At 71.4% G+C, this 24,527-nt stretch carries 22 protein-coding genes and 1 riboswitch; of the genes, 16 read left to right on the top strand and 6 right to left on the bottom strand.

All coding sequences use genetic code 11. From position 1 onward, the window contains the following. Positions 1-173: 173 nt before the first annotated feature. The 10 genes from ACFY0I_RS29180 to ACFY0I_RS29135 all read left to right on the top strand — a co-directional run bounded on the left by ACFY0I_RS29180 (position 174) and on the right by ACFY0I_RS29135 (position 10,593). Entirely contained in the window at positions 174-764 is a 591-nt protein-coding gene (locus ACFY0I_RS29180; protein WP_388901404.1) for a CDP-alcohol phosphatidyltransferase family protein, read from the top strand. A gap of 102 nt (positions 765-866) precedes the next feature. Beyond that, the gene (locus ACFY0I_RS29175) at positions 867-3,365 is read left to right on the top strand and encodes a sugar phosphate nucleotidyltransferase (RefSeq protein WP_388901402.1); all 2,499 of its coding nucleotides are present in this window, start codon (positions 867-869) and stop codon (positions 3,363-3,365) included. A 286-nt stretch (positions 3,366-3,651) separates the two neighbouring features. Continuing rightward, a complete protein-coding gene (locus tag ACFY0I_RS29170) occupies positions 3,652-4,554 on the top strand; it encodes a DUF881 domain-containing protein (RefSeq protein WP_388901400.1) in 903 nt (300 codons plus the stop codon). Then, on the top strand, positions 4,551-4,883 hold the full coding sequence (locus tag ACFY0I_RS29165; RefSeq protein ID WP_281207173.1) for a small basic family protein: 333 nt from the start codon (positions 4,551-4,553) through the stop codon (positions 4,881-4,883). Before ACFY0I_RS29170 ends, ACFY0I_RS29165 begins: the two co-directional genes overlap by 4 nt. Positions 4,884-4,888: 5 nt before the next feature. Further along, on the top strand, positions 4,889-5,740 hold the full coding sequence (locus tag ACFY0I_RS29160; RefSeq protein ID WP_388901398.1) for a DUF881 domain-containing protein: 852 nt from the start codon (positions 4,889-4,891) through the stop codon (positions 5,738-5,740). Between the two features lie 82 nt (positions 5,741-5,822). Then, positions 5,823-6,767: an FHA domain-containing protein gene (locus tag ACFY0I_RS29155; protein ID WP_388901421.1), complete on the top strand. Its 945-nt coding sequence runs from the start codon at positions 5,823-5,825 to the stop codon at positions 6,765-6,767. A gap of 44 nt (positions 6,768-6,811) precedes the next feature. Then, positions 6,812-7,585, top strand: coding sequence for a MerR family transcriptional regulator (locus ACFY0I_RS29150; protein WP_388901397.1), 774 nt, complete (start codon positions 6,812-6,814; stop codon positions 7,583-7,585). 63 nt (positions 7,586-7,648) lie between these two features. Further along, entirely contained in the window at positions 7,649-8,122 is a 474-nt protein-coding gene (locus ACFY0I_RS29145; protein ID WP_350916703.1) for a bifunctional nuclease family protein, read from the top strand. A 217-nt stretch (positions 8,123-8,339) separates the two neighbouring features. Next, the gene (locus ACFY0I_RS29140) at positions 8,340-8,978 is read left to right on the top strand and encodes a MerR family transcriptional regulator (RefSeq protein ID WP_388901395.1); all 639 of its coding nucleotides are present in this window, start codon (positions 8,340-8,342) and stop codon (positions 8,976-8,978) included. 154 nt (positions 8,979-9,132) lie between these two features. Next, positions 9,133-10,593: a DNA polymerase IV gene (locus ACFY0I_RS29135; RefSeq protein ID WP_388901393.1), complete on the top strand. Its 1,461-nt coding sequence runs from the start codon at positions 9,133-9,135 to the stop codon at positions 10,591-10,593. On the opposite strand, the gene ACFY0I_RS29130 is transcribed toward ACFY0I_RS29135, so the two are convergent. Next, positions 10,590-10,979, bottom strand: coding sequence for a PRC-barrel domain-containing protein (locus ACFY0I_RS29130; protein ID WP_388901392.1), 390 nt, complete (start codon positions 10,977-10,979; stop codon positions 10,590-10,592). The genes ACFY0I_RS29135 and ACFY0I_RS29130 overlap by 4 nt on opposite strands. Positions 10,980-11,093: 114 nt before the next feature. Beyond that, a riboswitch (glycine riboswitch) is annotated at positions 11,094-11,192 on the top strand. 195 nt (positions 11,193-11,387) lie between these two features. On the opposite strand from ACFY0I_RS29130, the gene gcvP reads away from it, so the two are divergent. Then, on the top strand, positions 11,388-14,273 hold the full coding sequence (gene gcvP / locus ACFY0I_RS29125) for an aminomethyl-transferring glycine dehydrogenase (RefSeq protein ID WP_388901390.1): 2,886 nt from the start codon (positions 11,388-11,390) through the stop codon (positions 14,271-14,273). 112 nt (positions 14,274-14,385) lie between these two features. Here the strand turns inward: gcvP and ACFY0I_RS29120 are convergent, their stop codons facing one another. Continuing rightward, positions 14,386-14,574: a DUF5999 family protein gene (locus ACFY0I_RS29120; RefSeq protein WP_007262885.1), complete on the bottom strand. Its 189-nt coding sequence runs from the start codon at positions 14,572-14,574 to the stop codon at positions 14,386-14,388. 270 nt (positions 14,575-14,844) lie between these two features. Then, positions 14,845-15,465, bottom strand: a complete 621-nt coding sequence (locus ACFY0I_RS29115; RefSeq protein WP_388901389.1) for a hypothetical protein — start codon at positions 15,463-15,465, stop codon at positions 14,845-14,847. A gap of 496 nt (positions 15,466-15,961) precedes the next feature. Between ACFY0I_RS29115 and ACFY0I_RS29110 the strand changes: the two genes are divergently transcribed. Continuing rightward, on the top strand, positions 15,962-17,497 hold the full coding sequence (locus tag ACFY0I_RS29110) for a glutamate-cysteine ligase family protein (RefSeq protein ID WP_388901387.1): 1,536 nt from the start codon (positions 15,962-15,964) through the stop codon (positions 17,495-17,497). A 140-nt stretch (positions 17,498-17,637) separates the two neighbouring features. Continuing rightward, entirely contained in the window at positions 17,638-18,471 is an 834-nt protein-coding gene (locus ACFY0I_RS29105) for a CPBP family intramembrane glutamic endopeptidase (RefSeq protein WP_388901385.1), read from the top strand. 52 nt (positions 18,472-18,523) lie between these two features. Here ACFY0I_RS29105 and ACFY0I_RS29100 read toward each other — a convergent pair whose 3' ends face one another. Next, positions 18,524-19,342 carry a PhzF family phenazine biosynthesis protein gene (locus ACFY0I_RS29100; protein ID WP_388901383.1) on the bottom strand — a complete coding sequence of 273 codons (819 nt, stop codon included), beginning with the start codon at positions 19,340-19,342 and terminating at the stop codon, positions 18,524-18,526. A gap of 849 nt (positions 19,343-20,191) precedes the next feature. On the opposite strand from ACFY0I_RS29100, the gene ACFY0I_RS29095 reads away from it, so the two are divergent. Next, positions 20,192-20,812: a PadR family transcriptional regulator gene (locus ACFY0I_RS29095; protein WP_388901381.1), complete on the top strand. Its 621-nt coding sequence runs from the start codon at positions 20,192-20,194 to the stop codon at positions 20,810-20,812. 141 nt (positions 20,813-20,953) lie between these two features. On the opposite strand, the gene ACFY0I_RS29090 is transcribed toward ACFY0I_RS29095, so the two are convergent. Then, positions 20,954-21,382 carry an SRPBCC family protein gene (locus ACFY0I_RS29090; RefSeq protein WP_388901380.1) on the bottom strand — a complete coding sequence of 143 codons (429 nt, stop codon included), beginning with the start codon at positions 21,380-21,382 and terminating at the stop codon, positions 20,954-20,956. A gap of 171 nt (positions 21,383-21,553) precedes the next feature. On the opposite strand from ACFY0I_RS29090, the gene ACFY0I_RS29085 reads away from it, so the two are divergent. Continuing rightward, entirely contained in the window at positions 21,554-22,510 is a 957-nt protein-coding gene (locus ACFY0I_RS29085) for a DMT family transporter (protein WP_388901378.1), read from the top strand. A 291-nt stretch (positions 22,511-22,801) separates the two neighbouring features. Continuing rightward, positions 22,802-23,854, top strand: coding sequence for a DMT family transporter (locus ACFY0I_RS29080; protein WP_388901377.1), 1,053 nt, complete (start codon positions 22,802-22,804; stop codon positions 23,852-23,854). On the opposite strand, the gene ACFY0I_RS29075 is transcribed toward ACFY0I_RS29080, so the two are convergent. Next, positions 23,836-24,501, bottom strand: coding sequence for a pyridoxamine 5'-phosphate oxidase family protein (locus ACFY0I_RS29075; RefSeq protein ID WP_388901375.1), 666 nt, complete (start codon positions 24,499-24,501; stop codon positions 23,836-23,838). The two genes, ACFY0I_RS29080 and ACFY0I_RS29075, sit on opposite strands and share 19 nt — an antisense overlap. Between the last annotated feature and the right edge of the window lie 26 nt (positions 24,502-24,527).

Below are 24,527 nucleotides of genomic sequence, written 5' to 3'. Positions count from 1 at the left end.
CTGCAGGGGGGACCCTGTGGGAGAGTAGGACGCCGCCGAACAATCATTGTGGGAAAGCCCCGCACCAGGTAACTGGTGCGGGGCTTTTCTGCGTTCCGGGCCTGGTCAGGGACTCCTGTAGGGTCAGGGGGCATCGATTCGACATTTTCTACAGTCACAGTGGAGGCCCCCGGGTGGAGGTCCAGGAGACTCGGGTCCAGACTGACCGAATTTTCACCATTCCGAACATCCTGAGCATGGCTCGCCTCGCCGGCGTACCGCTGTTCCTCTGGCTGATCCTGGCCGAGTACGACGGGTGGGCACTCGCGGTGCTCATGCTCAGCGGGATCAGTGACTACCTCGACGGAAAACTCGCGCGGCGCTGGAATCAGATCAGCAAACTGGGCCGGCTGCTGGACCCGGCCGCGGACCGGCTCTACGTCCTGACCACGCTCTTCGGACTGACCTGGCGCGAGATCCTGCCGCTGTGGCTCACCGCCGCGCTCCTCGCCCGTGAGGCAATGCTGCTGGTCATGGTGTGGATCCTGCGCCGGCACGGCTATCCGCCGCCCCAGGTGAACTTCCTCGGCAAGGCCGCGACCTTCAACCTGATGTACGCGTTCCCCTTGCTGTTGCTCAGTGACGGGACCGGCTGGTTGGCCTGGACGGGGTCCGTTTTCGGATGGGCGTTCGCGGGATGGGGTACAACGCTCTATTGGTGGGCAGGAATCCTTTACGTGGTGCAAGTCCGCCGTCTCGTGAAGGCGGATGCCACGGCCGATTGAGCTCGCTCGGCGCCGGTAACTGACGCGGAGGAGTAGCGGAGTCACCGTCCGGGGCGGGTGAGGTCGGCCAGACCGTCATCTCTCTAGGAGGACTCTTCCGACATGAAGGCCGTCGTGATGGCCGGTGGCGAAGGTACGCGGCTTCGCCCCATGACCTCAAGCATGCCCAAGCCGCTCCTGCCGGTGGCGAACCGGCCGATCATGGAGCATGTGCTCAGGTTGCTCAAGCGGCATGGGCTCAGCGAGACCGTCGTCACCGTGCAGTTCCTGGCGTCGCTCGTCAAGAACTATTTCGGGGACGGCGAGGAGCTCGGAATGGAGCTCACCTATGCCAACGAGGAGAAGCCACTCGGCACTGCCGGCAGCGTGAAGAACGCCGAGGAGGCGTTGAAGGACGACACCTTCCTCGTCATCTCCGGCGACGCGCTCACCGACTTCGACCTCACCGATCTCATCAGCTTCCACAAGGAGAAGGGCGCACTGGTCACGGTGTGCCTGACGCGGGTGCCGAATCCGTTGGAATTCGGCATCACGATCGTGGACGAGGAAGGGAAGGTCGAGCGCTTCCTGGAGAAGCCCACGTGGGGCCAGGTGTTCTCGGACACCATCAACACCGGCATCTACGTGATGGAACCCGAGATCTTCGACTACGTCGACGCCGACGTGTCCGTCGACTGGTCCGGTGACGTCTTCCCCCAGCTCATGAAGGAAGGCCGGCCGATCTACGGCTACGTGGCCGAGGGCTACTGGGAGGACGTGGGCACCCACGAGAGCTACGTCAAGGCGCAGGCCGACGTCCTCGAGGGCAAGGTCCAGGTCGACATGGAGGGCTTCGAGATCTCCCCAGGAGTGTGGATCGCCGAAGGCGCCGAGGTCAGCCCCGACGCCGTCCTGCGGGGGCCCCTGTACATCGGGGACTACGCCAAGGTCGAAGCCGGCGTCGAGATCCGGGAACACACGGTCATCGGCTCGAACGTCGTCGTGAAGAGCGGCGCCTTCCTGCACAAGGCAGTCGTCCACGACAACGTGTACATCGGCCCGCACAGCAACCTGCGCGGATGCGTCATCGGCAAGAACACCGACATCATGCGGGCCGCGCGGATCGAGGACGGAGCCGTCATCGGCGACGAGTGCCTCGTCGGCGAGGAATCCATCATCCAGGGCAACGTCCGCGTCTACCCGTTCAAGACGATCGAGGCCGGTGCCTTCGTCAACACGTCGGTGATCTGGGAGTCGCGCGGGCAGGCCCACCTGTTCGGTGCCCGCGGCGTCTCCGGGATCCTGAACGTGGAGATCACCCCCGAGCTGGTCGTCAAGCTCGCGGGCGCCTACGCCACCACCCTGAAGAAGGGTGCGATCGTCACCACCGCCCGAGACCACTCCCGAGGCGCGAGAGCGCTCAAGCGGGCCGTGATCTCGGCGCTCCAGGCCAGTGCCATCAACGTGCGCGACCTGGAGAACGTACCGCTGCCGGTGGCGCGGCAGCAGACGGCCCGAGGCGCCGCCGGCGGCATCATGATCAGAACCTCGCCCGGCGTGCCGGACTCGGTGGACATCATGTTCCTCGACGAGCGGGGAGCGGACCTCTCGCAGGCGGGCCAGCGGAAGCTGGACCGGGTCTACGCGCGCCAGGAGTACCGGCGCGCCTTCCCGGGGGAGATCGGCGACCTGCAGTTCCCGTCGAGCGTGTTCGACTCGTACACGGGCTCCCTGCTGCGGCGCGTCGACATCACCGGGATCGCCGATTCCGGCCTCAAGGTCGTCGTGGACGCTTCGAACGGAAGTGCCGGTCTGGTGCTGCCCAGCCTGCTGGGCCGGCTCGGGGTCGACGCGCTGACGATCAATCCCGGCCTGGACGAGTCCCGACCGACCGAGACCGTGGAGTCCCGGCGGGCCGGGCTGGTACGGCTCGGGGAGATCGTGGCCTCGGCGCGGGCTGCGTTCGGCATCCGCTTCGACCCGGTGGGCGAGCGGATCTCGCTGGTCGACGAGCGCGGGCGGATCATCGAGGACGACCGGGCGCTGCTCGTGCTCCTCGACCTGGTCGCCGCGGAGAAGCGCAGCGGCAAGGTGGCGCTGCCCGTGACCACCACCCGGGTCGCCGAGCAGGTGGCGGCGTACCACGGGACGCAGGTGGAGTGGACGACGACCTCGCCCGACGACCTGACCCGCGTGGGACGGGCCGAGAGCACCATCTTCGGCGGTGACGGCCGGGGCGGCTTCATCATCCCCGAGTTCGGCAGCGTCTTCGACGGTTCGGCGGCGTTCGTGCAGCTCATCGGGCTGGTGGCGCGGACGCAGCTCACACTGAGCCAGATCGACGCCCGGATTCCGCGGGCGCACGTCCTCAAGCGGGACGTGCCGACGCCGTGGGCCGTCAAGGGGCTCGTCATGCGACGGGTCGTGGAGGTGGCCGGAGACCGTCAGGTGGACACCACCGACGGGGTGCGGGTGGTCGAGGCCGACGGACGGTGGGCCCTCGTGCTGCCGGACCCGGCGGAAGCGGTCACCCACCTGTGGGCGGAAGGCCCCGACGACGCGTCCGCGCAGGCACTCCTCGACGAGTGGGCAGAAGTCGTGGACGGCGCCGGACAGCACTGAGGGCTCACGCTCGGCAGGGCGTACGGCGGGGGGGGGGGGGGGGGGGGGGGGCCGCGCCCGCCCCCGCCCCCCCCCGGGGCCCCGCCCCCCCGGCGGAGCTCGCGCGAGGCCGCGCCGAGCCGGGCCGCCCCCCCCCCGGGGGGGGCGCGCCCCCCCCCGGGGGGCGGGCCCGCCCCCCCCCCCGGGGGGCGGGCCGGGGGGGGGGGGGGCCCCCCCCGCCGGGCGGGCCCCCCCCCCCCCCCCGCCGTACGACCGCATTCGGTGGGAGCGGGGGCGACATGCGACGATGTGGGGCATGTCGCAGCCGCCCAACAACCGGAGTTCGGCCACACCGCCCGCGCGTCCGGACGCCTCCATGTCGCTGCTGACGCACGTGATGGACCACAGCCTCGACGAGGGCTATGCGGAAGCGGCGGCGCGGAGCGAGGCGGACGGTACCGCAGGGCTGCCGCGGACCCTCAGGGCGAAGCTGGCGCTGGCCGCCGGCCTGGTCATCGCCGCCATGGTCGTCACGCTCGGCGCCGCCCAGGCGCGCATAGCGGCGCCGGTGCTGGCCAAGGAGCGCCAGGAGCTGATCGACCGCGTGGAGCGTGCCGACGGTCGGGCGAACGGGCTGGAGCGCGACATCGAGCGGTTGCGGACCGAGGTCGCCGACCGGCAGGGCGCGGCGCTCAATCAGCACGGCGGGGACCAGGGCCGGCTCGTGGCCCTGCTGTCGGGCGCGACCGAGGTGCGGGGTCCCGGCGTCAAGCTGGTCGTGGACGACGCCAAGGGCGCGGCGGCCGGCGGCGGCGCACCGCGCGAGAGCGCGGGCTTCTCCGACACCGGTCGGGTCCGTGACCGGGACATGCAACGCATCGTGAACGGACTGTGGCAGGCCGGCGCGGAGGCCGTTTCGATCAACGGACAGCGGCTGACGGCGCTGTCGGCGATCAGGGCCGCCGGTGACGCGATACTGGTCGACAACAAGCCGCTGGTGCCGCCCTACGAGGTCCTCGCCGTGGGGGACAAGAAGCGGCTCGGCACCACCTTCCAGGACTCCGTGGACGGCCAGTACCTGCACGTGTTGCAGGAGAGCTACGGGATCCGCTACACCCTGTCCGCCGTGGACGAGGTGAAGGTGCCGGCCGCATCGAGCCTGACCGTGCGTACAGCCACAGCAGAAGAGCCGAAGAAGGGTGCATCGTGATCGCGGTACTGGGCCTGGTGGCCGGAGTGGTGGTCGGGCTTCTGGTCCGGCCCGAAGTGCCGGCCGTCGTCGAGCCGTATCTGCCGATCGCGGTGGTGGCCGCGCTGGACGCGGTGTTCGGCGGCCTGCGCGCGATGCTGGACGGCATCTTCGTCGACAAGGTCTTCGTGGTGTCGTTCCTGTCGAACGTGGTCGTGGCCGCGCTGATCGTCTTCCTCGGCGACAAGCTGGGCGTGGGCGCGCAGCTGTCGACGGGCGTGGTCGTCGTCCTCGGCATCCGGATCTTCTCCAACGCCGCGGCCATCCGCCGGCACGTCTTCCGGGCGTGAGGCCGATGAGCAGCGACAACACCCCACTGGGGGAGCCCGGGGAGCCGGTGCGGCCCCCGAAGGACGAACCGGCCGCGCAGGCCGCGCCAGAGCCCTCCGCGGGACCTTCCGGCGGCCCCGGGACCGCCGGGGAGCAGACCGGTCGCCAGCGCCTCGCGGCCGGGCTGTGGCCGCCCCGCGTGAGTCGGGCCCAACTGATCGTCGCGCTGCTGTTGTTCGTCCTCGGTCTGGGTCTCGCGATCCAGGTACGGTCGAACAACGACTCCAGCGCCCCGCTGCGCGGCGCCCGTCAGGAGGACCTCGTACGGATCCTCGACGAGCTCGACGGGCGGACCACGCGCCTCGAGGACGAGAAGCAGCGCCTCGACGACCAGCGCAAGGAGCTGGAGAGCAGCTCCAACCAGGCGGAGGAGGCCCGCCGGCAGACCGTGGAGAAGGAACGCCAACTGGGCATCCTGGCCGGTACGGTGGCAGCGCAGGGACCCGGCATCACCCTGCGCATCACCGATCCGCAGGGTCAGGTGCAGTCCGACCAGCTCCTGGACACGTTGCAGGAGCTGCGGGCGGCCGGGGCCGAGGCGATCCAGATCAACGGTGTGCGCGTGGTGGCGAGCTCGTTCTTCTCGGACGAGGCCGGTGGAGTGGCGATCGACGGTAAGAAGATCACACAGCCTTATGAGTTCAAGGTGATCGGCAGGCCGCAGGATCTGGAGCCGGCGCTCAACATCCCCGGTGGTGTGGTGCAGACGTTGGAGAAGGAACAGGCGACGGTCGCCGTCACGCGGTCGGCGAAGATCGTTGTGGATGCCTTGCGGGCTGCGAAGCAGCCTGACTACGCTCGGTCGTCATCGCCGTGATGTCGGGCGGAACGTGGACCGGCTCACGCGGGCGGATGCCTGCGGGGGGTCGACGCACCGAAGTCGCGGTGCGTGGTGGAAACTGTCTGGTGGTTACGGACGTTGTGAGAATGTCCGGGTCGGCAGGTGTGTGCATGCAGAGTTCGTCCTGCCCCACGGGCGGGTCTGTTTCGGTCAAGGGGAATCGCCCGTGAAGTTGTTTGAGAAGTTGTTCGGCAAGAAGAACCGCGAGGACAGCGGTGCCGCGCGTCACCGTGCGGGACACGGTGACGGGGAAGGGCAGGGCGACCGGCCGCTCTTCCGCGATGAGGTGGCCGGCCAGGGTGACAATTCGGGCGCGCAGGGCGCGTCGAACGTTGACCCCGCCGGTTCCGGACGCATAGGTTTCGGTGAACCATCAACCTCAAGTGCGGGTGGAGGGTTTGCGCCCGACCCGTATGCCACCAATGCCTCCGCGGGGCAGCCGCGGCGCGAGGAGCCGTCCATGTCGGCCGAGCAGGTTTGCAGCAGGTGTGGGCACCGCAGCGATGCGGCCAGCCGCTTCTGCTCCAACTGCGGAGCGCCGCTGCGGGCGGGCCTGACGCCGGAGCGTGCCTCGGAGACCACGTCCACGATCTCGATCTCGGGCCTCGAGGCCTACGAGGCCGAGGTGTCGGGACAGCCGCACGCGTCGTCGTCGCTCTCTCCCGAGGCCCAGGCCGCGGTGGAAGCGCTGCCGCCCGGTTCCGCTCTGTTGATCGTGCGACGCGGCCCCAACTCGGGCAGCCGCTTCCTCCTCGACGGTGAGCTGACCACGGCGGGCCGGCACCCGCAGAGCGACATCTTCCTGGACGACGTCACCGTCTCCCGGCGTCATGTCGAGTTCCGCAGGGGCCAGGAGGGCGGCTTCACCGTCTCCGACGTGGGCAGCCTCAACGGCACGTACGTGAACCGCGAGCCGATCGACTCGGTCGCCCTGCACAACGGCGACGAAGTGCAGATCGGCAAGTACCGGCTGGTCTTCTACGCGAGCCTGCGGGGCATCTGACCCTTCCCCCGGACCCGGTCCGGGGGAACCACAGGGAAGGTTCCATGCTGCGTACCCCCACCGGCGGTGCCCCGAAGAGCGGCACCGCCGGCACCGTCGGCCAGACCGGGCGGCTGGTGAGCATCGGCACGGTGCTGACCACGCTGCGCGACGAGTTCCCCGAAGTCACCATCTCGAAGATCCGCTTCCTGGAGGCGGAGGGGCTCGTCGAGCCCCGGCGCACGCCTTCCGGATACCGCAAGTTCAGCACCGGCGACGTGGAACGGCTCGGGCACATCCTGCGCCTCCAGCGGGACCACTACCTGCCGCTGAAGGTCATCCGGGAGCAGCTCGACGCGCTCGACCGGGGCGAGCAGATCCGCATCCCCGGGCCCACCGCCCACGGGGAGTCCGTGGATCCCGCGAGCCCGTCCGCCCTGTACGGCGAGGTGGGCCGGGAGCGGCCGACCGTGCCCCGGGTGGGGCGGGCCGAGTTGATCGCCGCCGCCGAGGTGGACGAGGTCCAGCTCGTGGAGTGGGAGTCGTACGGCCTCATCTCCGAGGCGCCCGGCGGTGGGTTCGACGCGGAGACGGTCACCGTCGCCCGGCTGATCGCCGATCTCGGCCGGTTCGGCCTGGAACCGCGCCACCTGCGTGCCATGAAGGCCGCCGCCGACCGTGAGGCGGGTCTGGTGGAACAGGTCGTCGCGCCCCTGCGCAGGCACCGCAATCCGCAGACCAGGGCGCACGCCGAGGCGACGTTGAAGGAGCTCGCGGGGCTGTCCGTACGGCTTCACGAGGCCCTCGTGCAGACCGCTCTGGGCGTCCGGTTGCGCTGACGGCGCTGGTCGGCGTGGGGCCCCGACTACCCAAACCGGCCGGGCAGGTCCTAGGGTTGCTGTGTGAACGAGCTCGACGTTGTGGGTGTCCGGGTGGAAATGCCCTCCAACCAGCCGATCGTGCTCCTACGTGAAGTGGGAGGCGACCGGTACCTCCCCATCTGGATCGGTCCTGGGGAGGCTACCGCCATTGCCTTCGCCCAGCAGGGAATGGCCCCTGCCCGGCCGCTGACGCACGACCTGTTCAAGGACGTGCTGGAAGCGGTCGGTGAGGAGCTCTCCGAGGTCCGGATCACGGATCTGCGCGAGGGTGTCTTCTATGCGGAGCTGGTCTTCGCCAGCGGGGTCGAGGTGAGCGCGCGGCCTTCCGATGCCATAGCGCTGGCCCTGCGGACGGGGACGCCGATCTACGGCAGTGACGGTGTGCTCGACGACGCCGGAATCGCCATTCCCGACGAACAGGAGGACGAGGTGGAGAAGTTCCGCGAGTTCCTCGACCAGATCTCACCGGAGGACTTCGGTACCGGCCCGCAGTGAGGGGTGCGAAGGGGAGTCGCGGGGGCGGGCGCCGTGAAACGCGGCCGCGTCGCCCACCGGGAACTTTCAGCCCATTCGAGTAGCCTTTCCCCGCAATGGGGTACGGGAAACCACTCTCAGGGTGATTATCACTCGGCGTGCCGAGTGTGGCGATCGTTGACGCACCCCTGGTCACTGCCTACCTTCGAGGTGGGCAGGTCAAGGACGGAGGGTCGGCGTGAGGATCACGGGCGACGGTACGACCGGGGGCACCCCCGCACGGAGTGATGGTGGGCCGTACCCGCTGCACGGCGGCGCGGCCGGGTCCGCGCACCGTCAGCCGGCGTCCACGCCGGTCGGACCGGTGAGCGACGCCCCGGCGCCCGAGCAGGTCGGCTACCGCGGCCCGACGGCATGTGCCGCGGCCGGCATCACGTACCGGCAGCTCGACTACTGGGCGCGGACGGGGCTGGTGGAGCCGAGCGTCCGGCCCGCGTACGGATCCGGCACGCAGCGGCTGTACAGCTTTCGCGACGTGGTGGTCCTCAAGATCGTCAAGCGCTTCCTGGACACCGGGGTGGCGTTGCAGAACATCCGCACCGCCGTGCAGCACCTGCGGGACCGCGGTTTCCACGACCTGGAGCGCATGACGCTGATGAGCGACGGCGCGACCGTGTACGAGTGCACCTCACCGGACCAGGTGGTGAGCCTCCTCCAGGGCGGGCAGGGCGTCTTCGGCATCGCGGTGGGCGTGGTCTGGCGGGACGTGGAGAACGCCCTGTCGCAGCTGCACGGGGAGCGCGTGGACACCGGGGAGACCCTGGTGGGCCAGAATCCGGCCGACGAACTGGCCGCGCGCCGCAACCGGGCCGTCTGATCGCGGCTCTCCGATCGCGACTCTCCCATCGCAGCCGGGCGATGCGGCCCGGCTGATCGGGTCCGGTGAGGCGCGGCCTCCTCGCGGACCGCGAGGGCGCCGCCTCCGTCGCGGTGGCCGCGGCGTTGTCAGTGCCGTAGGGGAGCATCGGGCTGTGAGATCCGCCCCGACCATCCTGCACCTGGACATGGACGCCTTCTACGCCTCGGCGGAGCAGGCGTCGAAGCCCAGCCTGCGCGGTAAGGCCGTGATCGTCGGCGGGCTGGGACCGCGCGGTGTGGTGGCCACCGCCTCCTACGAAGCCCGCCGGTTCGGGGTCCACTCGGCGATGCCGATGGCCCAGGCCCGTCGGCTCTGCCCGAACGGGGCCTGCCTGATCCCCCGCTTCACCCTCTACCGCGAGGTCAGCGAGCTGGTCATGGGCATGCTGAGGGCGCTGTCGCCGCTGGTCGAGCCGCTCAGCCTGGACGAGGCCTTCGTGGACCTGGAGGCGGGCGGGGCCGCATTCGACGCGGCCGGGGCCCGGGCGGTGGGGGAGCGGCTGCGGGCCGACATCACGGCCGCCACGGGGCTCAGTGGCTCGGTGGGGCTGGCCGGGTCGAAGATGCTCGCCAAAGTGGCCTCCGAGGAGGCCAAGCCGGACGGGCTGCTGCTCATCGAACCCGGCACCGAACGGGAACTGCTCGCGCCCATGTCGGTGCGGACCCTGCCCGGGGTGGGGCCGGCCACCGGGGAGCACCTGCGCCGGGCCGGGATCACCACCGTCGGGGAGCTCGCCGAAGCCGGTGAGGACGAGCTGGTCCGGATGGTCGGCAAGGCGCACGGGGCGGGGCTGTACCGGATGGCGCTGGGGCTGGACGACCGGCCCGTGGTCGCGGAGCGCGACGCGAAGTCCGTTTCGGTCGAGGACACCTTCGACGTGGACCTGCACGACCGGGTACGGATCCGCAACGAGGTGCAGCGGCTCGCCGACCGGTGCGTGGGCCGGCTGCGGGCCTCCGGCCACTCGGGCCGGACCATCGTCCTCAAGGTGCGGCGCTACGACTTCTCGACGCTGACCCGCTCCGAGACCCTGCGCGGCCCGACGGACGACCCGGCCGTGGTGCGGGAGGCGGCCGCGCGGCTGCTGGAGGGCGTGGACACCACGGGAGGAGTACGCCTCCTGGGGGTCGGGGTGACGGGCCTCGCGGACTACACGCAGGAGGACCTCTTCGCCCAGGTGCGCGCCGCCGAGGCGGACGGCGACCCGGGCGTCGCGCAGGAGAGCGGGACCGTTGCGCCGGATGGGGCGGAGCGGGTGGACGTGCCGTCCGGGGCCGGTGAGGTGGAGGCGCCTGGAGGGGCCGCAGGGGCCGTAGGGAGCGTGGAGGGTGGAGGAGCGCCCGGGGACCCGGGCGGGGGCGTGGTGCGGTACTGGGCGGCCGGGAGCGACGTACGGCATGCGGTGTACGGGCCCGGCTGGGTCCAGGGCAGTGGGGTCGGCCGGGTGACCGTACGGTTCGAGCGGCCCGGCTCCGCGCCGGGCCGGGCCCGTACCTTCCGGGTGGACGACCCCGAGCTGGAGCCGTCCGATCCGCTGCCCCTGGTGGGTCCGGCCGGGGGCGTGTCCGCCTAACCGGCCGGCCGGCCGGCGTCGCGGCGGCGCTTCTTGGCGGGTGGGGGCGGGGCGTGCTGGAACTCCGAGGGGAGGACCACGTCGAGGCCGTAGTGGTGGTAGAGCTGGAGCTCCTGCTCGGGGGAGAGGTGACGGCCGACCCCGAAATCGGGGGCGTCCCTGATGAGGGAACGTTCGAACGGCACGCGCAGGGTGTCGTCCACCACCTCGCTGGGCTCCAGGGGGACGAAGGCGTCCCGGCCGAAGAGGCCGGTCCGTACGGCGGCCCACTCCGGAACGCCCGTGGCGTCGTCGAGGTAGACCTCGTCCACGGTGCCGATCTTGGCGCCGTTCCGGTCGAATGCCTTGCGGCCGATCAGGCTGCGCGGATCGATGTCGGTCTGCACGGTCCCTCCACTGGGTCGCAACTCCATCCGTAATCACTACAAAAGTGCATATCCGCAGACGGGGCCACTCGAGGGAGGGTCCAGATCCTCGCTGGTAGGCTGGGTGACGGCTGTTGACCCTGTGCGGGAGAGTCCTCCGATTGAGTTCGACGGAGGCGCCGAAGGAGCAAATCCTCCCCGGAATCTCTCAGGCATACGTACCGCACGTGAAGAGGCCACTCTGGAAAGCAGGAGCGGTGCCGGGACGCAGTACCGGCTCCTCTCCTCACCGACGGTGAAAGCCGGACCCCGTGGGCGATCCCCTCGTGGCCCGGTGAAGCTCTCAGGTTGAGATGACAGAGGGGGAGGCCGTCCGGGTGCCCGCGCCGTGGTGCCCCTCGCAGGTCATACGACCAGGAGGCCTCCGTCATGACCGCCAACCGCATTCCGCTCTCCCAGCTGGAGCGAGGCATCCCCTTCGAGCAGCGCCACATCGGCCCGGACGCCGAGGCGCAGGCGAAGATGCTCGCCCAGGTGGGCTACGGCTCCCTGGACGAGCTCACCGCCGCCGCGGTACCGGATGTGATCAAGACCGCCGCGGCGCTGAACCTGCCCGAGGCACGGACCGAGGCGGAGGTGCTCGCCGAGCTCCGCTCGCTCGCCGACCGCAACCAGGTCCTCTCCTCGATGATCGGCCTCGGCTACTACGGCACCTTCACCCCGCCGGTCATCCTGCGCAACGTCATGGAGAACCCGGCCTGGTACACGGCGTACACGCCCTACCAGCCGGAGATCTCGCAGGGCCGGCTGGAAGCCCTGCTGAACTTCCAGACCGTCGTCGCCGACCTGACCGGTCTGCCGACCTCCGGCGCCTCCCTCCTCGACGAGGGCACCGCCGCCGCCGAGGCCATGTCGCTGGCCCGCCGTGTCGGCAAGGTCAAGGGCGGTGTCTTCCTGATCGACGCCGACGCGCTGCCGCAGACCATCGCGGTGATCGAGACCCGCGCCGAGCCCACGGGCGTGGAGGTCGTCGTCGCCGACCTGTCGGACGGCATCCCCGCCGAGATCGCCGAGCGCGGCGTCTTCGGCGTGCTGCTCCAGTACCCCGGTGCCTCCGGCGCCGTACGGGAGATCAAGCCGGTCATCGACCAGGCGCACGAGCTCGGCGCCGTCGTCACCGTCTCCGCCGACCTGCTCGCCCTGACCCTGCTGACCTCCCCGGGCGAGCTGGGCGCGGACATCGCCGTCGGCACCACCCAGCGCTTCGGCGTCCCGATGGGCTTCGGCGGACCCCACGCCGGCTACATGGCCGTTCAGGCCAAGCACGCCCGCTCCCTGCCGGGCCGCCTCGTCGGCGTCTCCGTCGACGCGGACGGCAACAAGGCGTACCGGCTGGCGCTGCAGACCCGCGAGCAGCACATCCGCCGCGAGAAGGCCACCAGCAACATCTGTACCGCGCAGGTGCTGCTCGCCGTCATGGCCGGCATGTACGCCGTCTACCACGGCCCGGACGGGCTGCGGACGATCGCCCGCCGCACCCACCGCTACGCCGCCCTGCTCGCCGCGGGCCTGACGGCCGGCGGGGTCGAGGTCGTGCACGGCTCGTACTTCGACACGATCACCGCCCGCGTCCCCGGCAAGGCGGCCGAGGTCGTCGCGGCCGCCCGCGCCGCGGGCGTCAACCTCTTCCAGGTCGACGCCGACCTGGTCTCCGTCGCCTGTGACGAGACCACCCTGCGCGCCGACGTCGAGGCCGTCTGGGGCGCCTTCGGGGTCGCCGCCGACCTCGAGGCCCTGGACGCCACCACGGCCGAGACCCTGCCCGAGGCCCTGCAGCGCTCGGACGAGGTCCTCACCCACCCGGTGTTCCACCAGCACCGCTCCGAGACCGCGATGCTGCGCTACCTGCGCAAGCTGTCGGACAAGGACTACGCGCTGGACCGCGGCATGATCCCGCTGGGTTCCTGCACGATGAAGCTCAACGCGACGACCGAGATGGAGCCGGTGACCTGGCCCGAATTCGGCCAGCTGCACCCGTTCGCCCCGGTCGAGCAGGCGCAGGGGTACCTCACGCTCATCACCGAGCTGGAGGAACGTCTCTGCGAGGTGACCGGCTACGACAAGGTCTCCATCCAGCCGAACGCCGGCTCCCAGGGCGAGCTCGCCGGCCTGCTGGCCGTCCGCGCCTACCACCGGGCGAACGGCGACGAGCAGCGCACCATCTGCCTCATCCCGTCCTCCGCGCACGGCACCAACGCGGCGAGCGCCGTGATGGCCGGCATGAAGGTCGTCGTCGTCAAGACGGCGGACGACGGCGAGGTGGACGCGGCCGACCTGCGCGCCAAGATCGAGCAGTACCGCGACGAGCTCGCCGTGCTGATGATCACCTACCCGTCGACGCACGGTGTGTTCGAGGAGCACGTCGCCGACATCTGCGCCCAGGTGCACGAGGCCGGCGGCCAGGTGTACGTCGACGGCGCCAACCTGAACGCCCTGGTGGGCCTGGCCAAGCCGGGTCACTTCGGCGGCGACGTCTCGCACCTGAACCTGCACAAGACCTTCTGCATCCCGCACGGCGGCGGCGGCCCCGGCGTGGGCCCGGTCGGCGTCCGGGCGCACCTGGCCCCGTACCTGCCGAACCACCCGCTCCAGCCGACGGCCGGTCCGGAGACGGGCGTCGGCCCGATCTCGGCCGCGCCGTGGGGCTCGGCGGGCATCCTGCCGATCTCCTGGTCGTACGTACGCCTGATGGGTGGTGAGGGGCTCAAGCGCGCCACCCAGGTGGCGGTACTGGGCGCCAACTACATCGCCAAGCGTCTGGAGCCGCACTACCCGGTGCTGTACACCGGCCCGGGCAACCTGGTCGCGCACGAGTGCATCATCGACCTGCGTCCGCTGTCGAAGTCGACGGGCGTGAGCGTGGACGACATCGCCAAGCGTCTGATCGACTACGGCTTCCACGCGCCGACGATGTCCTTCCCGGTCGCCGGCACGCTGATGATCGAACCGACGGAGTCCGAGGACCTCGCCGAGATCGACCGCTTCTGTGACGCGATGATCGCGATCCGCGGCGAGATCGAGCGGGTCGCGGGCGGCGAGTGGCCGGCCGACGACAACCCGCTCGCCAACTCCCCGCACACCGCGGCTTCGCTGGGCGGCGAGTGGAACCACCCGTACACCCGGGACGAGGCCGTCTTCCCGGCCGGTGTCACGCCCGCCGAGAAGTACTGGCCGCCGGTGCGCCGGATCGACGGCGCGTTCGGCGACCGGAACCTGGTGTGCTCCTGCCCGCCGCTGGACGAGTACGACAACTGATCCCGCGTGACGCGGTGACGGGGCGCGGACCCGTCGGGCCGACGCGTTGAAGGGGCCGTTCCCGGAGCACATGCTCCGGGAACGGCCCCTTCTTCCGTTCCGTCAGGTCCGCTCAGGCCGCCGCGAGCGGGCGGTGCGGCGCGATGATCTGTCCGTCCGGCAGGAGTTCACCGGTGTCCTCGAAGAGCAGGACGCCGTTGCACAGCAGGCTCCAGCCCTGCTCCGGGTGGTTGGCCACCGGGCGCGCGGCCTCCCGGTCGGCGGACTCTGATGACGGGCAGGCAGGCTGGTGCTGGCACATGGATGCGTTCTTTCGCTGCGGTGTGGTCTGTTCGCTACGGCTCGATGCGTGATTCATGGCCGTCCCCCTGGGTCGTCCCCGCACCTGCGGGGAGGATGGGCTCAGTCTTCCCCCAGGACGGCTGCTTCGCAGGTATTTCCCGGCAGCTGTCCTCATGGATTGAGGACGCATCACCCGTGCGGGCGGTTCAGGCCAACTCCCCTGTCATTTCGGATGGTTCGCGAATGGTCCCAGCGGACTAGGCCGAATGGGTCGTCCGGGTGGCTGTGTTCAGGCCGCCGGTGCGGCTACGGGGGGCGGCACCGGAGGGGCCTGCCGAGTCAGCCGGTGCGTCAGTACGGGCAGGAGTTCGGACACGGTGTGCGGCCGGAACGCCGCGATGCCGGGAGGTGCCGGGGCGAGCGGAACCAGCAGGTCGGCGGCGGCCGGCAGGCCGGCCGCGGCGTCGGCGCCGACCGCGCCGTGCAGCCACAGGGTCAACATGTACAGCTCCGGTACGGACAGCAGGCGCGGCTGGTAGCCGGTCCCCAGTGACTCGGCCTGGCGCAGGGCGCGTTCGGTGGCGGTGACGTAGGGCCCCTCGAAGAAGTGGGAGAAGGTCCATCCGTCCGCCGTGAGGCGGGTGTCGGCCGCGGCGACGAAGCGGTCCCCGCTGCGGATGAGGAACCGCCACGCGGTGAGCCGGGTGCGCGGGGGCCTGCCGCCGGCAGCGAGGTTGGACGTGTGGAGCCGGTCGATCACGTGCACCGGAAGGGGCAGTTCGGCGGTCAACGGGCCCTGGACCGTGCGCAGGGCCGGAGTGTGCGCCTCGTGGACGGCGGTGGGGGAACCGAGTGCCGCGAGGACGCTGCGCAGGGCGGGCGCGGGAGCCGGAGGGACATGCAGCGGCATGGTGGGTCGCCTCTCACTTGGGAGACCTGGGGTGCGGGGGAAGGAACGGGACGGCGCTGTCGCATTCTGGGGCCAGAGGGGGGCTGAGGGGCAATGACCGCGCGCCAACTCTCTGCCTCGATTGCGGAGTTTATACGACACGTGTTCACGCAGTGTTTCGGCTAGCTGTCCCGGCTATTGCCGACAAGTCGCTTACCGGCCCTGCTGCGAAGCCATTCATGACGCCTGAGCGCAGACCTGCCGCGCTGACCTCGGAGGCTACCGGAAGGGGGCTCGGCTGGAAAGCGTCGGTTATCCGGAACCGGCAAAGTCGACGCGGAATGTGCATACGAAGACTTGCCAGGTGAATGTGCCGAAGCGCCCATCCGGCCATACCGGCGCGCGCTCCTGTCCGAGGGGTGGTCATCGGCGTTATCGATCACGGTGCCTGGGCATCATCGACCGTACATGCGCGCCTGGGGGCACAAGGCCGGGCCAGTCGAGGAGGGAAGCTTCGATGGGGGAGAAGGTCGTGGCAGGCGGATTCGACCTGTCCGATCGGCAACGGTATCGGAGGAAGCTTCACGAGTGCCTGGAGGGACTGGAGCGCCTTCTGGCGGAGAAGAGGTTCGATCGCCCCAAGAACATGATGGGGCTGGAGATCGAATTGAATCTCGCGGGTGCCGACGGATTGCCGCGAATGGTGAATGCCCAGGTGTTGGAGCGGATTGCGAGCCCCGATTTCCAGACCGAACTCGGATTGTTCAACCTGGAGGTCAACGTACTTCCGCACCGCCTCGAAGGCCGGGTATTCGACCAGCTCGCGGAGGAACTGAGTGCGGGGCTCCACTACGCCCACCGGCAGGCCGCGGAGATCGACGCGGGGGTGGTGATGATCGGCATCCTGCCGACCCTGTCCCGCGCGGACCTGGCACCGGCCAACCTCTCGGCGGTGGACCGGTACTCGCTGCTGAACGAGCAGATCCTGATGATGCGGGGGGAGGACTTCACCCTCGACATCGACGGGGTGGAGCGACTGACCTGGAGCACCGGGTCGATCGTGCCGGAGGCCGCCTGCACCTCCGTACAGCTGCACCTGCAGGTGACTCCGGCGCGGTTCGCGGACGTGTGGAACGCGGCGCAGGCGGTGACCGCCGTACAGATAGCGGTGGGCGCCAACTCGCCCTTCCTGTTCGGGCGCGAGCTGTGGCGCGAGTCGCGGCCACCGCTCTTCACGCAGGCCACCGACACCCGGCCGCCGGAGCTCCAGGCCCAGGGGGTGCGGCCGCGGACCTGGTTCGGGGAGCGGTGGGTGGACTCGGCGTACGAACTGTTCGCCGAGAACCTCCGCTACTTCCCGGCGCTGCTGCCGATCTGCGACGAGGAGGAACCGCTGCGGGTACTGGCCGACGGCGGGGTGCCCGGCCTGCAGGAACTGGTCCTGCACAACGGCACGGTCTACCGCTGGAACCGGCCCGTCTACGGGGTCGCCGACGGGGTGCCGCACCTGCGCGTGGAGAACCGGGTGCTGCCGGCCGGGCCGACCGTCACCGACGTCGTCGCCAACGCGGCCTTCTACTACGGGCTCGTGCGCACCCTCGCCGACGAACAGCGCCCGGTGTGGACCAGGATGCCGTTCGCCGAGGCCGAGGCGAACTTCGACGCGGCCTGCCGGTACGGGATCGACGCCCGGCTGCGTTGGCCCCGGCGGGGGCGGGCCGGGGGGCTGGTGAGCGTACCGGCGGTGAGGCTGGTGCTCGACGAACTGCTGCCGATGGCCGCCGCCGGGCTCGACGCGTGGGGGATCGCGGCCGCGGACCGGGACCACTACCTCGGGATCATCGAGGAGCGATGTCGGCGGCGGGTGAACGGGGCGACCTGGCAGGTGGACACCTACCACCGGGCCCGCGCCGGCGGATTGGAGCGGGACGCCGCGCTCGCCGCCACCACGCGCCGGTACAGCGAGCTGATGCACCGGGGCGACCCCGTGCACACCTGGCCCGTCGGCATATCGGAACGGGAGGTGGACCCCGCCACGGTGGCCGGCCGCTGATCGGGGCGTCGGGCCGGTCCGCCGCCGGTCCGCCGCCGGTCCGCGCCCCGCGTCGGTCGGGCACCCCGATCCCGCCGTGATGATCCCCTTCGGCCACCGAGGAGGCAGTATGGGTGGTCGGAACAGGACGTCGCGGCGGGATGGCTCGCAGCGGGACGGCGGGACGGGAGTCGGGCGTGCGCGCGGAGCCGGTGGTGGTGGAGCTGGGCGATGACGGGCGACGGCGGGGGGTCCTGCGCACCGAGACGCTGCTCGTGCTCGCGCTGTCGCTCGGCGCCAGCGGGGTCTCGGCGCTGATCAGCTTCATCGGCTCGCTCACCAAACCGGGCGGTCTGAAGGACCAGGCCGCCACGCTCAACGGCTCGTACGCGCCCGGCCGGCCCTGGCTGGACCTCGCCTGGCAGCTGTTCGGCATCGCGTCGGCGCTGGTCCCCGTACTGCTGGTGGCGCACCTGCTGACCCGCGAGGGGGCGCCCGGTTTGCGCGTCCTGGGCTTCGACCGGTCCCGACCCTGGCAGGACCTGGGCCGCGGGGCGCTCGTGGCCGCCGGGATCGGAAGCGCCGGACTGGCCTTCTACCTGGCCGCCCGCGCGACCGGCTTCAACTTGACGGTCGTGCCCGAGGCGCTGCCCGACGTGTGGTGGAAGTTCCCCGTACTGATCCTCTCCGCGTTGCAGAATTCCGTCGTGGAGGAGGTCATCGTGCTGGCCTACCTGCTGCGCCGGCTCGACCAGCTGGGCTGGTCGCCGATGGCGGCGCTGCTGGCCAGCTCCGTGCTGCGCGGCTCGTACCACCTCTACCAGGGCATCGGCGGGTTCATCGGCAACATGGTGATGGGCGTCGTCTTCGTCATCGCGTACCGGCGTTGGGGCCGGGTGGGGCCGCTCGTCGTCGCGCACGCGCTGCTCGACATCGTCGCCTTCGGCGGATACGCCCTGCTCGCGGGCAAGGTGGACTGGCTGCCCACCCCGTAGGTCGTCCCGTCCGGCTCCGGCCGGAGCCCGGAGCCGGCGTTCGGGCCCCGACTCAGGGCGCGGTGAGCAGCTCGCCGTCCAGGACGGTGACGGCGTGCCCGGTCAGGAGGGTCCGCTCGCCGGCGAGGGTGACGCGGACCAGACCCGTACGGGCTCCGCCCTGCCGGCCGGTCATCTCGGTGCGGCCCAGGCGGGCGCCCCAGAAGGGGGCGAGCGCGGTGTGCGCGCTGCCCGTGACCGGGTCCTCGTCGATGCCGAGGGCGGGGAAGAAGCCGCGCGAGACGAAGTCGTAGCCGCGGGAGGGGTCCTCGGCCGCCGCGGTGACGATCACCCCGCGGCGGGAGTGGGCACGCAGGGCGGCGTGGTCGGGGGTGAGCTCGCGTACGGCGCGCTCGTCGGCCAGCTCGACCAGCAGGTCGCCCACGTGGTCGGAGGTGTCGTGCACCGACTTGATCCCGGCGCCCAGCGCGCGGGCGACCTCGGGGCCCGGGTCGAGCGGCGTCAGCGCGGACGTCGGGAAGTCCATGGTGATCGAGCCGTCCCCGGTGGTCCGGGCGGTGAGGACGCCGCAGCGCGCCGCGAAGCGGATCAGGCCCTCCGCGAGCCCCCCCGAGGCGAGGACGTGGGCGGTCGCGAGGGTGGCGTGTCCGCACATGTCGACCTCGGCGGCCGGGGTGAACCAGCGCAGCGCCCAGTCGGCGTCCCCGCCGGGCGGCAAGGGGTGGGCGAAGGCGGTCTCGGAGAGGTTCAGCTCGGCCGCGACCTGCTGGAGCCAGGCGTCCGGGGGGAAGGGGCCGTCGAGGAGCAGGACTCCGGCGGGGTTCCCGTGGAAGGGGCGGTCGGTGAAGGCGTCGACGATTCGGATGCGCATGGGTTCGACGGTAGGGCGGTGCTCCGGGCGCGGACAAAGGCCAATCCGGGCCGACTGGCCTGGTCGCGGGGGAGGGTCGCGCTTTCGCGGTGGCCTCGGGATCGGCCGGCGCCGGCTGCGGGGTGGTGGTCGGAAGGCGGAACACGGCCAAGGCGGCGGCTTCCCACCCCACCGCGTCGGTGTGGTGAACGTCGGGGCGTGGCCGGGTCAGGTCGCAGCCGGCCGCCGCGGGCGCCCGGGTCGAGCACGGCCCGAACAGCCGGGCGGCGGCGTCCTTGGCCTGGAGGAGCAGGCCGAGCGGTGGCCGCCGCAGTCGCTGCCCGGTGGTCCGGACGTGCACGGGCGGGCGCGACGGCGACCAGGGCCCCGGTGGCGGCGAGTCGCTCGGCGACGAAGCACCCGATGCCCGCGTTGCCGCCGGTGACCCAGGAAGTTCTTCCCCTCGGCGGTGGGCAGCCGGTGGACGTCCCACGACGGGACCTGGGATGCGGAGGACTTGGTGGCTCCCTGAGGCTCGCAACGGTCAGGACGCCGGCGGGACGGCGCCTTCGCGGCCGGCCACGCCCGGTCCCGCGGTCCCCGCCGACAGCCCGTCGCCCCGCCGCCCCGCCGACAGCCGACCGACACGACCGGGGCCCGGAAACCGAACCGGTCGGTATCGGTGACCGGCCGGAGGCCGAAGCCGTCGGGGGTGCTCCTCTCCGGGACGGAAGGGGGCGAACCGCTGGTGAGGGCGAGTGTCGGCGATAGTTTCCGATATATCGTTGACGCATCGCGATGGGTCAGCGATAGTAGAGGAGTCGAGAGACGAAGACAGCGATGACGAGTGATGACGAAAGGAGCGCAGTGATGCGTTCACGTGGACAGCACGACCATGGACATGGGCACGAGCACGGGCGGGGGCACGGCCACTGCGGGCCCGACCGTCGGGAGGAGTTCCAGGAGCGCCGGGCCGCGTTCGGGCCGTTCGGGCCGCCCTTCGGCGGTGGACCGTTCGGGGGGCGCGGCGGGCGCGGGGGGCCCCGGGGGCGGGCGCGGCGCGGTGACGTGCGCGCCTCGATCCTGGCGCTGCTCACCGACCGGCCGATGCACGGCTACGAGATGATCCAGGAGATCGGCGAGCGTAGCGGCGGGGCGTGGAAGCCCAGCCCCGGCTCGGTCTACCCGACCCTCCAGCTCCTGGAGGACGAGGGGCTCATCGTCAGTGAGAGCGAGGGCGGCAAGAAGCTGTTCACCCTCACCGACGCCGGCCGCGGCGAGGCCGAGTCCGGTCCGGACGCCCCCTGGGCGGACGCCGGGCGGGGCTTCGACTTCGAGGCGATGCACGAGGTCCGTACGGCCGGGGTCGGCCTGATGGAGGCCTTCGGTCAGGTCTTCAAGACCGGCTCGCCCGAGCAGCGCGAGAAGGCCCTCACCGTGATCAACGACGCCCGCAAGAAGCTCTACCTGATCCTGGCGGACGAGCACTGAACGGCCCGGCGCCCGGGCCCGAGGGTCGCCGTACGCAGGTGTGACGAAATGGCCGTATGACGGAGCGCCCCGCGAGGTTTCTCGCGGGGCGCTCCGTCATGCGTGCGGGGCGAATCCGGTCGCGGTTGCCGGGCGCCGCCGTCAGACGACCAGTCCGGCCAGCTTGCGCAGCGACTCGTTCAGCGCCGCGGTGGCCGAGTCCTTGAGCTTGCCCGCCATCAGGGACACGGCGGCGCCCGTGAACTCGCCGTCGATGCGGACCGTGGTGGCGTCGCCGTTCGGGGTCAGCGTGTAGCGCGTCAGGACGGCCACGCCCATGGGGCCCTTGCCGGTGATGGCGAAGAGGCGCTCGTCCTCCAGTTCCGAGACGGTCCACAGGACCTCGGCCGGGAAGCCCATCATCTTCATGTTCTCGGCGAAGGTGGCCCCGAGCGCGAGGGTTTCGGGACCGCCCTTCGGGAAGTTGGTGTGGGTCATGCTCCACTGCCCGTACGCGTCCCAGTCCGTCAGCTGGGCCCACAGCTGCGCGGCGGGCGCCTCGATGCGTGATTCCGCGGTGACCTCAGCCATGCGTCCACCCCTTCTCGTCCGGTACGTGCGGCGGAAGGTAGTCCCGGCGACCTCAACATTCAATACTGACGACCTGTCAGATCTGGAGGTTCGTCGGTGCCCTGGTCTCGGCTGCGTCTCAACAGGCGTCACGGGCGTGACGGTGCTGACCGGCCCTGCCATGATGGCCCGATGCAAGCGTCAGGGAAGAACGCCGGACTGGGCCTCGCCCTCGTCTCGGCGTGCGCGTTCGGTGGTTCGGGGGTCGCGGCGAAGCCGCTGATCGAGGCGGGCCTGGACCCGCTGCACGTCGTGTGGCTCAGGGTCGCCGGGGCAGCGCTGGTGCTGTCCCCGCTGGCCTGGCGGCACCGCGATCTGGTACGGCGCAAGCCGCTGCTCCTCGCCGGCTTCGGGCTCATCGCCGTCGCCGGTGTGCAGGCGTTCTACTTCGCCTCCCTGTCCCGGATTCCCGTCGGCGTGGCCCTCCTCCTGGAGTACCTGGGGCCGGCCCTGCTGCTCGGCTGGATCCGCTTCGTCCAGCGCAAGCCCGTGACCCGGGCGGCGGCGGCGGGGGCGGCGGTGGCCGTCGTCGGCCTGGCCTGCGTCGTCGAGATCTGGGCCGGTCTGAGCCTGGACCCGCTCGGCGTGCTGCTCGGCCTCGCCGCCGCCTGCTGTCAGGCCTTCTACTTCGTCTTCGCCGACCAGGGCGCGGACGGGGAGGACGCACCCGACCCGATGGGTGTGATCGCGTACGGAATGATCATCGGCACGCTGGTGATGACCGTGATCGCCCGACCGTGGCAGATGGACTGGCGGGTGCTGAGCGGGTACGCGGCCCTTGACGACCTGGTGGTGCCCGCGTACGCGTTGCTCGGCTGGGTGGTGCTGGTCGCCACCGTCTTCGCGTACGTCACCGGAGTGGTGTCGGTGCGCAAGCTCTCCCCGCAGGTGGCGGGCGTGGTGGCGTGCCTGGAGGCCGTCATCGCCACCGTCCTCGCGTGGATCCTGCTGGGCGAACACCTCTCCCTCCCGCAGATCGTCGGCGGCGCGCTGGTGCTGAGCGGCGCCTTCATCGCGCAGTCCTCCCGGCCGACGCCGCCGGCCGCGGTCGATCCCGCCGTGCTGGACCTGGAACGCACTCGGGTGTGACGCGGTTGCCGAGCCGCGGGCCTGGTCGGGCCGGCGGTGGAGCACGTAAGGTGCGAACCATGCCTTCGACCGTACTTCCGCCTCCCGCCGCCTAGGTCCTGTCCGGACGCTCTCGCGGTCCCGCCCGTCGTGCGGGTGCCCGCGGAGATTCCCGCGCAGGATCAGGCGCGGGTGGCTGCTCCCTCGAGGACCACCCGTCCCGGCCGCCCTTCGGCCGCCCGGGGCGGGTTCGTGCTGCCCGCGAAGTGATGACCCGCTTTTCTCATCCTTCACGCATGCGCGGAGAACCACGTGTCGAACCATTCGCCCGCTGCCGGGCGCGATCTGCTGTACCTCGTCGTCGCGGGAGTTGCCTGGGGCACCGCCGGGGCCGCCGCCTCCCTCCTCTTCCTGGCCAGTGACCTCGGCCCGCTCGCCCTGTCCTTCTGGCGGTGCGCGGGCGGGCTCGTCGTGCTGCTGGGGGTGCTCGCCGTACGGCGCCCCGGAGTCCCGCGCCCCGGAGTCCCGCGCCGTTCCGGAGGCGGCCGGGAGCGGGTGGGCCGGCCGTCCGTCGCCTCGCTCATCGGGACCGGCCTGTTGTTCACCCTGTTCCAGGCCGCGTACTTCGGCGCCGTGCGGGAGACCGGCCTCGCCGTCGGCACCGTCGTGACCCTGGGCGCGGGGCCCGTGCTGATCGCGCTCGGCGGCCGGTACTGGATGGGCGAGCGACTGGGTCGGGGCGGAGCGGCCGCCGTCGGCGGCGCCCTCGCCGGGTTGGCCGTGCTCGTGCTGGGCTCCGGCGGCGCGCAGGTGCGGCCGCTCGGGGTGTTCTGGGCGCTGCTCTCGGCCGCCGGCTACGCGGCGATGACGCTGCGAACGCGCGGGCTCGGGCGTCGGGGGGAGGGCGGGGACCCGCTCGTCACCACCGCGTGGTCGGTCGGGGTGGGCACGGTGTGCCTGCTGCCGCTCGCCGTGCTGGAGGGACTGGTGCCGCACACGGCCGACCTGGCGCGGGTGGTGTGGCTGCTGCTGTACGTCGCCACCGTGCCGACGGCGCTGGCGTACGCGCTCTACTTCACCGGGGCCGCGGCGGTGCGTGCCGCGACCGTGTCGGTGATCATGCTGATCGAGCCGGTGAGCGCCGCCGCGATCGCGGTCGGGGTGCTCGGGGAGCGGCTGACCGGGGCCGTGGTGCTGGGCACCGTACTGCTGCTCGCGGCCGTCGGCGCGCTGATCGGCGCCGAGGCGCGCAGGCCGGCGGACGGGGCGGACAGGCCGGCGGGCGAGGTCGCGGAGGAAGGTCGGCCTGACGGCGGGCCGGTGGAGGACCGGCCCACCCCCGAGGTTCAGAGCGCGGCGATGTAGTCCGGCGTGGCGATGCCCGGGGCCAGATCGGCGGCCGGGACCGGCGCCCCGTACGCCGGGGCGACCGGGACCACTCCCGACCAGAACGGCAGGTCCAGGTCCTCGGCGTCGTCGTTCGGGCCGCCGGTGCGCAGCTTCGCGGAGACCTCCTCCAGGTCCAGCCGGATCACGGCCGTGGCGGCGAGTTCCCGGGCGTTCGCGGGCCGCGAGTCGGCGGAGCGGCCGGGTACGACGTGGTCGACCAGGGCGTCCAGCGCCATCCGGCACTCGGCCTCGTCGGTGACCTGGTGGGCGGTGCCGTGGACGACCACCGAGCGGTAGTTGAGGGAGTGGTGGAAGGCCGAGCGGGCCAGCACCAGGCCGTCGACGTGGGTCACCGTCAGGCAGACCGGCAACCCCGGGTCGGACTTGCCCGCGGCGAGCAGCGGGCGGGAGCCGGTGGAGCCGTGGACGTACAGGGTGTCGCCGACCCGCCCGAAGAGGGTGGGGAGGACCACCGGCGCGCCGTCCCGGACGAACCCGAGGTGGCAGACGTAGGCCTGGTCGAGTATCGAGTACACGGTCTCGCGGTCGTAGCGCGCCCGGTCGCGGGAGCGGCTCGGGACGGTGCGGTCGGTGGGCTCGTAGGCGGCGGGCGTGGTGGTCATGGTGCGAACTCCGTTGCACTAGTGCA

It is taken from the genome of Streptomyces sp. NPDC001568 (assembly GCF_042893755.1).
Lineage (GTDB): Bacteria > Actinomycetota > Actinomycetes > Streptomycetales > Streptomycetaceae > Streptomyces.
This window is presented reverse-complemented; position numbering and strand designations above follow the sequence as displayed.